At 65.1% G+C, this 12426-nt stretch carries 6 protein-coding genes; 4 read left to right on the top strand and 2 right to left on the bottom strand.

The features are described 5' to 3' along the window. The coding region (locus tag BWR02_RS16790; RefSeq protein ID WP_139559067.1) for a PAS domain S-box protein at window positions 1-3072 on the bottom strand (3072 nt) is incomplete at its 3' end. Between the two features lie 346 nt (window positions 3073-3418). Here BWR02_RS16790 and BWR02_RS16785 point away from each other — a divergent pair. The 4 genes from BWR02_RS16785 to BWR02_RS16765 all read left to right on the top strand — a co-directional run bounded on the left by BWR02_RS16785 (window position 3419) and on the right by BWR02_RS16765 (window position 7561). Further along, window positions 3419-4027 (top strand): EF-hand domain-containing protein, encoded by a 609-nt coding sequence (locus BWR02_RS16785; RefSeq protein ID WP_162560203.1) that lies wholly within the window; start codon window positions 3419-3421, stop codon window positions 4025-4027. Between the two features lie 111 nt (window positions 4028-4138). After that, entirely contained in the window at window positions 4139-5656 is a 1518-nt protein-coding gene (locus BWR02_RS20960) for an ATP-binding protein (protein ID WP_162560202.1), read from the top strand. Beyond that, a complete protein-coding gene (locus tag BWR02_RS16770; protein WP_236102350.1) occupies window positions 5643-6362 on the top strand; it encodes a response regulator in 720 nt (239 codons plus the stop codon). The genes BWR02_RS20960 and BWR02_RS16770 overlap by 14 nt, the downstream gene beginning before the upstream one ends. After that, window positions 6359-7561 carry an alpha/beta hydrolase gene (locus BWR02_RS16765; protein ID WP_139559063.1) on the top strand — a complete coding sequence of 401 codons (1203 nt, stop codon included), beginning with the start codon at window positions 6359-6361 and terminating at the stop codon, window positions 7559-7561. Before BWR02_RS16770 ends, BWR02_RS16765 begins: the two co-directional genes overlap by 4 nt. Before the next feature lie 36 nt (window positions 7562-7597). On the opposite strand, the gene BWR02_RS16760 is transcribed toward BWR02_RS16765, so the two are convergent. Continuing rightward, window positions 7598-12085 (bottom strand): InlB B-repeat-containing protein, encoded by a 4488-nt coding sequence (locus tag BWR02_RS16760; protein WP_139559062.1) that lies wholly within the window; start codon window positions 12083-12085, stop codon window positions 7598-7600. Window positions 12086-12426: the final 341 nt, after the last annotated feature.

Here is a 12426-nt window from a genome sequence, read left to right as displayed (position 1 = left end):
CGGCTCGCTCGGCGGCGCCGCGGCCGGCAGCCACACGACGAATTCGCTGCCCTGGCCAGCGCCCGCGCTGTAGGCCTGGATTGAGCCGTGATGCAGTGCCACCAGTTCCCGCGCCAGACTGAGCCCGATCCCGAGCCCGCCGTGGGTTTTCTCCAGTGACTGGTCGCCCTGCGAGAACATCTCGAACACCTGCGACAACAGCGCGGGCGGGATCCCGATGCCATCGTCCCTGACCCGTATCGTGACGCCCGCGTCGCCGTGTTCCACCGTCAGCGTGATGTGTCCGCCCGGTTCGGTGTACTTGGCGGCGTTGTTCAGCAGATTCGACACCACCTGTGCCAGACGTACCGGATCGCCCCCAACGTGGACGGCGACCGATGGCAGCCGCAAATCGAGTTGATGTCGGGAGGTTTCCAGCAACGGCCGACAGCTTTCCAGCGCGCGTTCCACAATGTCGCCGACCGCGACCGACTGCCAGTCCAGGCTGATCTTGCCGCGCGTGATGCGTGAGATATCCAGCAGTTCATCGACCAGCTTCGTCAAGTGTTCGACCTGACGTTCGATCAGCTGGCAGCACCAGGCGCGCGTCGGGTCGTCGATGCCGGCCGTTTGCAGGATTTGCACTGCATTGCCGATCGGTGCCATCGGATTGCGGAGTTCGTGGGCCAGGGTCGCGATGAATTCGTCCTTGCGGCGGTCCGCGTCCTGGAGTGCCGCTTCGGCCAGCTTGCGGTCGGTGATGTCCTGCACCGTGCCGAAGGCGCTGATCAGCGGGCCTTGTGCGTCGAATCCCAGCTCCGCTTTCTCGCTGACCCATTTGACGTGCCCGTCGACGACGATGCGGTGCTCGATCGCGTAGGGTTCGCCGCGTAGCGCCGCCTGCCACATCCGGTCCACATAGTCCCGGTCGTCGGGATGGACGGCAGACAGAAAGTCGTCGTAGTGCATCGGCGCATCCTCGGGTGTGCCGAAGATCCGGTGCGCTTCTGCCGACCAGGTCAGTGACGCGCTGCGCGGGTCGAGGCGCCAACTGCCGATCTTGCCCAGGGCCTGCGCGCGGCTCAGGTCTTCCTGGCTGTGCCGGAGTGCCTCGTCTGCGAGCTTGCGGTCGGTGATGTCCGAGGCCATCACCAGCAAGCCGGTCACCTTCCCTTCGGCATCCTTGAGCGGGACCTTGTCGGTCGACAGCCACCGAACCTCGTGAGCGGCGACGCGAATCGGCTCTTCGATGCCGAGGCGCGGTTGGCCGGTCCGGATGACGATCAAGTCGTCCTGGAAGTACCGCTCGGCCTCGTTCGGAAAAAATTCGCTCGAGTGCCGGCCCTCGATCCGATTCTTTGGCAGGCCCAAGGCCTCGGCGACCCTGGCGTTGACACGCAAAACGCGGTTGGCGGTGTCCTTGTAGAAGATCATCGCAGGCATGGAGTCCAGGATGAGTTCCTGTTCCTGCTGCAGCTGGCGGAGCGCCTCGTCTGCCCGCAGGTGCGCCCGCATGTCGCGGCAGATCGTCGATATCAGCTCGAGCTGGCCGGTGTCCCGGTCCTTATGGGCAAGAATCAGCTGCGACACCGGAATCTCGGTGCCATCGCGCGCCAGCAGGGCCGTATCGTCCAGCCAGTGGTCGACGGTCAGCATCGCCGGGACGCCTTCCTCGATGATGCGACGATAGGCCCAGGGCGGGTAGCAGTCCTCGATGCGCCTGTCGGCGAGCGATTCGCCCTCAGCGATCCCGAGCAGCGCGCGGCCCGCCCGATTCATGTATTCGATTTGGCCGTCAGGCGTGGCGGTGGCGATCAGGTCGCTGGTGGCCTCGATGATCCCGGCGAGTTTGCGGTTCAAGTCCTCGGCCTGTTTGCGCGCGCCGATATCGATCAGTGTTGCCAGTGCGCCCGCATAGCCGCCGTCTTCGGCGCGGATCGGGGCGGTGGACATCAGCGCCCACAACGCCGAGCCATCCTTGCGTCGAAACCGGAACTCATGCTGCTCGACGATGCCGTCGGCCCTGCGTCGCAGGTTTCCGCGGGCCACACGCTGCCAGGTCTCGTCCATGAAGTCGAACAATGACCGGCCGGCCATCTCGTCGGGCGTATAGCCGAGCATCTCGGCTGCCTTCCGGTTCGTAAACGAGGTTCGCGCCTCGGCATCGATCATCCAGATGCCTTCCTGCACCGATTCCACGATGGTGCGGTAGCGTTGTTCGCTGTCGGCCAGTGCCTTCGCGGTCGCCTCCAGTTCGGCGGTGCGGTGCGCGACGCGATCCTCCAGTTCGACGTTGAGCGACCGCACCTCGGCCTCGGCCAGCTTGCGGCGTGTGATGTCCTGTGCGAGACCGACATAGCGCGTCACGACGCCCGAGGCATCGGGTACCGGAAAGCCCCGGTCCCAGATCCAGCGGAGAGAGCCATCCGCGCCGAGGATACGGTATTCGTGTTCGAGCGGTTCCCCTACGAGATGCGTCGTCAGGGCGGCGAAGAATGCCGGGAGATCCTCGGGATGCACCGCGTCGAGAAATGACCGCGGATTGGCATACAACTCGGCGACCGGCCGGCCCCAGATGCGCTCGTAAGCCGGGCTGACGAAAAATATACGGTCGAGGGCCGCATCGGCGATGTAGAACACCTCGGTGATGGTGTCGGTGACCAGGCGCAGGCGCTCTTCCTGCTCGGCGAGGCGGGATTCGAGATGCATCGTCGCGGAAATGTCCTGCACGGTGCCGGCCGAGCGCAGCGGCCGGCCGCTGTCGTCGTGGTCCATGGACCGGCCGCTGCAGCCCACCCAAAGCCATTGCCCGTCCTGCCGCCGCAACCTGATCCGCAGGTCGCGCCAGGAGCCGCCGCCCAGCAAGGTTTCAGCGAGCTGGCGCGAGTCGTCCGGATGCACTTCGACAGGTGTTTCGGCGTCGCTGCCGAGCATTTCCCTGACCTTGGTGCTCCAGCTCAAGTGCCCGATCGCATGGTCATATGCCCACAAACCGATGTCGCCGGCATCGAGAGCGGCGCGGAGCAGAGCATCATCGCACCCCGACAGCACGGGCTCGTCCTGGTTCGGGCGTGAAGAGGTCAGCGTCATCATCCGTGCGGGAGTCGTGGCGGGGGACGTAGGGCCGATAGCTTAACGGACTACACCGCATCAACCCAAGGAAACGCATCCCGTGCCCCATGCGCACGAGATCACTATGACTCCCCCAACGGGGCGATTCGTGCGCATAGCGCACGCCACAACCCCGGTATCCCGCAGGCGATTCGTGCGCCCGGCGCACGCTATCGCCTTTTCCTCTGACTCCTGCATATTTCCTCCACGATTGGTCTTTAGTCTTTGCACCAAGCCTCGAGGACTTCGGTCCTCTCGGCGTTTCGCACGGATCGGGCGGGTTGAACGTCCGGTTCCCTGTTGTGCAGACCATTTGTTGGAGATCGTCATGGACTCTCGTAAAGTATTGGCACTCTTGGCGTTGGGCCTGGCCTCGGCAGCGTCGAATGCGGTTGTGGCCCGAGGCGGCTTCGGTCCGGGGCATCCGCCCCACGACCCGTTCCTGGGTTTGCCGCCCGATCCGGCTCTCGTCGACACCGATGGGGACGGCAAGATCTCGAAGGCGGAGATCGAGGCCGCTCGCGGCATCGAATTCAAGGCGGCGGACACCGATGGGGATGACAGTCTGACACTGGCTGAGTTGAAGGCCTGGTTGTCACAGCGCGTCGAAGATCGCTTCAAGGCGCTCGACAGGGATGGCAACAACCTGATCAGCGCGGAAGAACTCGTACATGGCGAGACCGGTCGCCGGGCCACGATGCTGTCGAACCTGCTGAAGCAGGGCGACCTCGACGGGGGCGGATCGCTGTCGCCGGAAGAGTTCAGGACCCTGGCGTCGTCGGCCAGCAAGGCCGGTTTGTTCTTCGCAGGGATGGACGAGAACGGTGACGGCAAGGTATCCAAGGCCGAGTATCTGGCGCCGCCGCCGCACCATGCCGGCCATCCGCGGAAAGCAAGGCCGGCGACCGAGACGGACAATGAGGCGGACGACGCCTGACCGCCGGTTTCGACGGTGATGCCGTCGGTGCGTCCGTGATGGACGACCGCGCTTTCCGGTCGGCCGGCCGGGAGCGCGGCCCCGTTCGCCAGGTCTATCGGAATGACCTCGATGAAACTCCGTATCTTTACCAGGCTGTTCATCGCGATGCTGCTCGGTGTCACCGTGCCGCTCGCCGTGATGATGGCCTCCGTGCACTGGACCTTCCGCCAGGGTTTCGAGGACTATCTCCATCGGGTCGAACTGCAGCGGCTGGAACAGCTGACCGGCTTTCTCGCCGACCAGTACCGCACGGCGGGAAGCTGGGACTTTCTGAAGCACGATCATCACCGCTGGTTCGACCTGATGCGGCGCGGATTGCATGATCGCTCCTCGCGTCCCGGCCCGGACGCGGTGCCCGATGCGTTGGGTCCGCCTCCCGCTGCCGCGTTGGCCGACGCCCCGTCCTTTCATCCGGGGCCGCCGGACGATCCCGACGCAAGGCCTCCGCCTCGGCCGCGTCATGAGCCGCCACCACCGCCCGACCCGCTTTTGCTCGGGTTGCGACTGAGGCTGCTCGATGCGGATCGGCATCCGGTCACCCGCCCCCCGCCGCCTCCCCCGGACGCACCGCCGCCCGGTCCTGAAAGCCTGCTGCCGATCAGTGTCGACGGCATCACGGTCGGCTGGCTCGGGGTTCGCCGCAACGCGCTGCTGACCGACCGGATGGCGCTGGCCTTCGTCGACAGCCAGTCGCGTGCCAATGCCATGATTCTGCTGTTCGCGCTGCTGCTGGCGTTGCTCGTCGCGTGGATTCTGGCGCGGCAGTTGATCCGCCCCGTGCGCGGGATCGCGACGGGGGTGCGCCGGCTCGCCTCCGGCGACTACGCGGTGGCGGTGCCGGCCGGCGGCGACGAGTTGGGAGATCTGGCGCGCGATTTCAATCTGCTGGGCCGAACATTGCAGCGGAACGAGGAAGCACGGCGCGACTGGATAGCCGACATATCCCACGAGCTGCGGACACCGCTTACGGTGCTGCGCGGCGAGATCGAAGCGATGCAGGACGGCGTGCGTCCCATCTCGGTCGAAGGAGTCGCGTCCCTGCACGCGGAGGTGTTGTCGCTGGGCAAACTGGTGGACGACCTGTACGAGCTTTCGCTGTCGGACCTCGGCGCGCTGGACTACCGGCGCGAACCCGTTTCGCTGGCCGAGATCGTCGTCTCGGCGGTCGAGACGCACCGTCACCGCTTTGAAGACAAGGGTGTCGCTCTGACACTGGGTCCGATGCGGCCGGCGGTGATCTACGGTGACCGACGCCGCTTGGGCCAGTTGCTCGGCAACCTCCTGGAGAACAGTGTCCGCTATACCGATCCGGGCGGGCGCTGCGAAGTTTGCCTGGAGGCAACGGCCACGACGTCGGTCATCACCATCGATGATTCAGCCCCCGGAGTTTCGGCGGAGTTACACGAACGGCTGTTCGAGCGGCTCTATCGCGTCGAGGGTGCGCGGACCCGCGAGCACGGCGGGGCGGGCCTCGGTCTCGCGATCTGCCGTAATATTGTCGAAGCCCACGGTGGGCGTATTGCCGCGCTCGCATCGCCGCTCGGCGGGTTGCGGGTCAGACTGGAGTTGCCACGTGAACGCGACTGACATAACGACGGCCCCTAAGAATCCCGAGGCGCCGCCGCGGACCATCCTCGTGGTCGAGGACGAGCCCAAGCTGGCTCAACTCCTGATGGACTATCTGAGCGCCGCCCATTACGGCACGCACTGGTTATCCGGCGGCATGCCGGTCGTCGCCTGGGTGCGGCGCAATAAGCCCGACCTGATCCTGCTGGACATCATGCTTCCGGGGCGGGACGGCGTCAGTTTGTGCCGGGAGATCCGCAGCTTTTCGGACGTCCCAATCATCATGGTGACGGCGCGGGTCGAGGAAGTCGACCGCGTGCTGGGTCTCGATGCGGGGGCCGACGACTACATCTGCAAGCCGTTCAGTCTCCGTGAGGTCGTGGCCCGGGTCGGGGCAGTCTTCCGGCGGATCGACCGCCTCAAGCAAGACCGAATGCCGGACCATGGCTTCCATATCGATGACGAGCGCCTCGAAATCCGGTTCGATGGCCAGTTGCTCGACCTCACCTGGTCCGAATTCCGTCTTTTGGGTTACATGCTCTCGAACCCGGGCCGCGTTTTCTCGCGAGAACGCCTGCTGGAATGCCTGCATGGCGACAGCCGGTCCTTGACCGACCGGACCGTGGACAGTCATATCAAGAATATCCGCCGCAAGCTGGACCAGGTCGCGCCCGGTAGGGAACTGATCGTGTCGGTTTACGGCGCGGGCTACAAGGTGGAACCATGACAGCTCGTTCTCGCCAAGCGCTGCCCGCGAATCCGATCGCCCATCCTGGCAGGGCCTGGTTGACGCCGGTCGTGCTCAGCCTCGGCGTCCTGGGGGTTGCCGGATGCGTGCTGGGTCCGGATCCGGCTGGTTTTGACGAAGAGGTCGAGAGCTTCACGGCCCAAGGCGGCTATCGCCCGGAGCGAACCCGCGCCACCACTACGCTGCGCGAGGTCTGGCAGCATGATCGGTCGGAACTCGACATCGTTTATACCGTTCCGGACGAAGCCGGGCGGTTCCCGTTGGTGCTGTATTTCCCCGGGCTCGGAGAGGATGCCACGGCCGGCGCATCCTGGCGGCTAGCCTGGGCGGCTGCCGGCTATGCGGTGCTGTCGGCACAACCCGCGTCGCTGGTGCATGCGATCGGCAGCGCGGAGCCGCTCAATGCCGGCGACCTGCGCGCGCTCGCCCGCCGGCAATTTGCGCCCTCGGCGTTGCGGCGACGCGTGGAACATGCCGTCTGGGCAGTGGCTGAGCTGCAGCGCCGCGCCCGGACGGAGTTGTCTTACGCGCGTGCCGATGCAGCCCATCTGGCGGTGGCCGGGTTCGATCTGGGCGCGCAGACCGCCGCCGCACTGTCCGGCGAAGGAGGCGATGAGGCCGTCGCAGCGGCAATGACGCCGCAGGCCGCGATTCTGCTGAGCCCCTACGTGAGCCTGGCCAGCGGGCAGCCGGGAGCCGGCTTCGCGAGTGTCAGGCTGCCTTTGCTCGCCGTGACCGCGACCGAGGACGACGATCCCTACGGTCTTGCCTTCGCCTCGCTGCGCCAGGCGGCCTGGAACGCACTTCCGGGCGGCGAGCAGTTCGGACTCGTGTTGCAAGGCGGAAGTCATCTGTTGCTGTCGGGCGCGGACGCCGACCAGTACCTGCAGCGACGCTCCCGCGCCCGGGAGGCCGCCATGGGGTCCGGCGGGCCAGCCGGGATGTCCGGTGGTCAGGGCGTCATGCCCGTGCCGTCTTCGGGATACGGCGGCGGAGGCACGGACTTCGGCCTGCCCCGCCGCAATCCCAAGGCGGACGCGCGGCAGATCGCCGCCGTGCGCAGTGTGACGACAGCCTTCCTCGACGCCACGCTGCGAAATTCCAGCGAGGCGCGCCGCTGGCTGGACAACGGCGCCCGCTCCTGGCTCGGGCAACTGGCCACGCTGAAGCGCAAGTGAGCGCGCCGAGCTGGCGCTTAAGCGAACCGCTTGGCCCTATCTCACGCTGATTCTGACGCTCGCCGACCGCGAGCCACCGCTCCCGGTGCAGGACAGGTTGTAAGTGGTGGATGAGCGCGGAGCGACCGAGCTCGAGCCGCTGAGCGGTTTGCTGCCCGACCAGCCGCTGCTCGCCGTGCAGGATGTCGCATTGGTGCTGGTCCAGCTGAGGGTCGCACTCTGCCCCCGCCTGATGCTGGTCGGGTTTGCCGTCAGCGTGACGGTCGGAGTGGGGATCCGCTCGAAGGTTCCGGCAATGGAGTGATTGGCGGTCACGTTCGTAAACGAGTAGGCCGTTAACGCTCCCACGTTGACACCGTCCACGATCAGCGACGCGACGCGATATCCCGACCTTGGCGCCAGGGTGAAGCTCCGGCTCGCCCCTTTTGCCACGGTGATGTTGCCGCTGGGCGAGATCGATCCATTGGTCCCGGCGGACGCGGTGATCGTGTAGGTCTTCGGCGCCACGACGATCGTCACGGCGGCCGTGCCGGTGCCGCCCTCGCCGGTGCAGCTCAGCGTGTACGTGGACGTGGTGCCGGGTGATACCGACAGAGTCCCGGTGAGCTGGCTTGGAGCGATGCTCCATGGGCCTCCCGCCTCGCAGCGTGTGGCCTCGGTGGACGACCAGCTCAGTGTCGCCGCGTCGCCGTCGGTAATGTTAGTGGCCGAGGCGGTCAGGGTGACGGTGGGGGCGGGTATCCGTTCGAAGCTTGCTGCGATCGTATGGTCTGCCGTGACGGTCGCAAAGGAATAGGCGCTGACGGGACCGACATTGACGCCATCCACGACCACCGATGCGACACGGTATCCGGTGTTCGGTGTCAGGGCGAAGGCCTGGCTTGCCCCTTTCACCACGGTAACGTTACCGCTGGGCGAGATCGATCCATTGGTACCGGCGGACGCGGTGATCGTGTAGGTCTTCGGCGCCACGACGAGCGTGACGGCGGCCGTGCCGGTGCCGCCCTCGCCGGTGCAGCTCAGCGTGTACGTGGACGTGGTGCCGGGTGACACCGACAGAGTCCCGGTGAGCTGGCTTGGAGCGATGCTCCACGGGCCTCCCGCTTCGCAGCGTGTGGCTTCGGTGGACGACCAGGTCAACGTCGCCGCCTCTCCGTCGGTGATGTTCGTCGCCGATGCGGTCAGATTGACGGTGGGCTCGGGTATGCGCTCGAAGCTCGCGGCGATCGAATGAATGGCCGTGACGGACACGAAGGAATAGGTGCTGACCGGACCGACATCGGCACCATCCACGACCACCGAGGCGATGCGGTATCCGGCGTTCGGGGTCAGTATGAAGTCCTGGCCTTTGTCTTTCTCAACGGCGATTTCACCGCTGGGCGTGATCGACCCGTTGGCCCCGGCCGATGCGGTGATCGTATAGGTCTTCGGCCCTACGACGATGGTGACGGCGGCCGTGCCGGTGCCGCCCTCGCCGGTGCAGCTCAACGTGTACGCGGATGTGGCGCCCGGTGAAACCGAGAATGTTCCGGTAAGCTGGTCTGGCGCTATGTTCCACGGGCCTCCCGCCTCGCAGCGCGTGGCGTCGGTGGACGACCAGGTCAACGTCGCCGCCTCTCCATCGGTGATGTTCGTGGCCGATGCGGTTAGATTGACGGTGGGCTCGGGTATTCGCTCGAAGCTCGCGACGATGGAATGGTTGGCCGTGACGGACGCGAACGAATAGCTGCTGACCGGGCCGACATCGGCACCATCCACGATCACCGCCGCGATGCGGTATCCGGCGTTCGGTGTGAGGGTGAACGCCTGGCTCTTGCCCTTTTCCACGGCCACCTCGCCGCTCGGCGTGATCGATCCATTGGTCCCCGCCGATGCGGTGATCGTGTAGGTTTTCGGCTTGACGACGATCGAGACGGCGGCCGTGCCGCTGCCGCCCTCGCCGGTACAGGTTATCGAATAATCGGCGCTGGTACTGGGCGAAACCGACTGCGTACCGGATAACTGCCCTGGGTCGATAGTCCATGGGCCTCCCGCCTCGCAGCGCGTGGCATCGGTGGACGACCAGGTGAGGGTTGCGGGATCGCCATCGGTGATGTTCGTGGTCGATGCGCTCAGGCTGGCCGTCGCCGGTGGAATCGGCTCAAAGCTTGCGGTCAGCGTGTGGTTATCCTGGACACCCCTGAAGGTGTAGCTGTCGGTGGGGGTAGCGCTCGTTTGATCCACCTCGACGGCTGCTACCCGGTAACCCGGGTCAGGGGCGATCGTGAAAGTCTGGTCCGACCATTGATCGACCGTTACCGTGTCCGGGGAGATGATGCCGTTGCTTCCGGCAGCGGCGGAAATCTGGTACTTGGGGCCATGGCGTGCGGACCAGGCCGACCAGTTGAGGCTTCCGCGGGAATAGATTCCCAACTCCGCGTCGTGATAGACGATATCGGACGGTGGCATGCCGGTTTCGTCGACCAGCGGCGCGGTGCTGCCGCCCCAGGCGGCGATCAAGGTCATCGCAAAGTTGTTGCTGCCGTCGACCCGAACGTAAGGGAGCGCGACCGTGCCGAAGTTGTATGCGTGCGACGACCCGATGAAGATGTTCGTGGATCGCGTCAGCGACAGGACGGGTCCGTTGGTCTCGACTTTCATGCCGAAGGCGCGAACATTGGCACTGTCCGTGATCTCGATGAACGGGCTGGCCGGATGGGTGGAAGGACTGCCGCCGTGTTCGGGATTCGCGCCGTATATCGAGAAGGGCTGGGTGGTGCCGACGATGGAGAGCTTGCGGAAGTCGGGGTTCATCCACAGGGCGATGTCGCAGTCGCCGTCGGTTTCCACCCCATTGCCCGCCGCCTGCAGCGCTTCGTACCAGGTATACCAGCGTCCGCCCCCGTTGCCTTCGACGCGATAGATCTGCCGCGGCTGGTCTTCGCATTGGTAAGGCAGCGTCAGGGGCCTCATGCCGCGCATGACCGAGCGCTCGCCGACCCGCCAACGCAATACGCCGATCTTCAGGCCCTTGGTGTTCCAGCGGCTTGCCCAGTTGGTCAGGAGGTACTCGATGCTGGTTTCCGCAGCCGCGTCGTTGACGGTGTCGATCACCCAGGCATTGTCAGTCAGGCTTCCCGTCCACGAGTCGGCCGCGTACACCGACGACTGTCCGAAGGGAACGCCGAACAGGTGCGTGTGGCTCTTCAGCAGTAGCGGTGCGGCGACCTGATAGGTTCCGGGAGGAACGAAGAGCCATTTTCCGGCATTGGCTTGCCCCGGCTCGGTCGAGTCGATCGCGGCCTGCAGGGCCGATGTCGTGTCCGTCTGGCCCGTGCCATCGGCATGGAATGGCGCGTCGGTGACGTAGACGACCTGGGGATCCAGCAGGTCCGGGGAGCCGGCCCAGAGGTGCCGGGCTATCAGGTCGGACGGCGGGGACGGCGCAGCGTTGTCCAGGTTGAGATTGTCGTTGCGGCTTTTCAGGCCATCGATCAGGTTCCAGCTCGTCAAGCCGGTGGCGACCGTTACCGGGGTGTAGGTATAGGTGTTGACGAGCGACCAGTTCGAAGGACTTCCGGCGACTGAACCGTCCGATCCGTTCGTGATGATCGACAGGCCCTTCTGAAAGTAAACATTCCGCAGATCGACGATGCGCCGGGCATTGTTGTCGATGGCGATGCCGGGGAAGGGGAGTTCGATCCGGCCGTCGTACAGCCCGACATGGCCGGCATCCCGGATCGTACCGGCGGTCTGGATCGCGCTGCCACTGGCCGGCCTGATGTCGAAGCCAACGATCGCAAAGCTGCGTGAAGCCGTCTCCCAAATGGCCGCCGTCGTCTGATTCAAAAGGCGTATGCCATACAGCGACAGTCCGACGCCGGCTACCCGAAAGCCGTATTGCCCGCCGGTAATCTGGATGTTTCCGACCGCGACACCGCGCCCCGGAACGCCGGTGATACCGGCGTAGGCCCCGGTCGCATCGATGTTCACGTCCTCGAGAACGCTTTCCTGGGCCACGGCCATTTCGATGCCTATGGCGCCCGGGTTGTTGCCCAAAACCAGGTCGATGTTCTTGATGACATGCCCGAATGCACACGATTCCCCGGCGGCATCGATCACGCCGTCACCCGTCGTGTCCTTCCCGATGTGAATCAGACGCTTGGGCGACGCGGCTGTCCCGAAACCAGCCGCCGAGTCCTTCAGCACGATACGCGGACGGGCGCCGTTTCGTCCGCCGCCCCAGAGCCGGTAGGAGCGGCGCTGCGGATCGACGCAGGGTGCGGGAGGTTGGACGCCGTATAGGGTGTCGGAGACGTAAAGTACGGTGTTGGCCGGGAAATACAGGGTCTGATTGGCCTGGAATGCACTATTCATTGCATTCCTTATCCCGGCGGTCGAGTCTCCGGCAGGGTCGTTGGGATAGACGCCGGCAACGGTCGTCACGTCGAGAAAACCGGGTGGCAGGGCTCTTGCCGTTTCGCTGGCGATGCCGTAATGGCACCAGGAGACGAGCAGTAAGCAGACGGCAAAAGCATTCTTCATGCGTATACCAACACGGATTGCAAATAGGGAATAGAGTATTTCCCTGCCGGGCACTGAGCCTTTTGGCGAGGGAGGAGACGCGGTGTCGGCGCCTGTCCATGGGTCAGTGGGCTTACGTTTCCAGCGGCCTTGCCCTCCTTTTGTCTAAGCCCGTGCCCTTGCTAGGCCCTTGTTTAAACTGTTGAAGAGGCTGGGGCAGCTGACCGATATAGGTCAAACTATACCTAATTCGACCGGCGGCAACATCCGTAAAGTCACCTACACCATTACCATTTTCGGATCGACCGGTGTACGCAATGTGACCCACCGCCCGGACTTCTGACTTACGCCCGAGACCTGCC

The organism is Methylotetracoccus oryzae, from assembly GCF_006175985.1.
In the GTDB taxonomy this organism is placed as follows: domain Bacteria; phylum Pseudomonadota; class Gammaproteobacteria; order Methylococcales; family Methylococcaceae; genus Methylotetracoccus; species Methylotetracoccus oryzae.
The sequence above is the reverse complement of the archived record's forward strand: the minus strand, read 5'-3'. Positions and strand labels throughout refer to the sequence as shown.

Excerpts from the sequence above, each read along its gene's own strand:
- BWR02_RS16765 (WP_139559063.1), top strand. The coding sequence starts at position 6,359 with ATGACAGCTCGTTCTCGCCAAGCGCTGCCCGCGAATCCGATCGCCCAT.
- BWR02_RS20960 (WP_162560202.1), top strand. The coding sequence starts at position 4,139 with ATGAAACTCCGTATCTTTACCAGGCTGTTCATCGCGATGCTGCTCGGT.
- BWR02_RS16785 (WP_162560203.1), top strand. The coding sequence starts at position 3,419 with ATGGACTCTCGTAAAGTATTGGCACTCTTGGCGTTGGGCCTGGCCTCG.
- BWR02_RS16760 (WP_139559062.1), bottom strand. The coding sequence starts at position 12,085 with ATGAAGAATGCTTTTGCCGTCTGCTTACTGCTCGTCTCCTGGTGCCAT.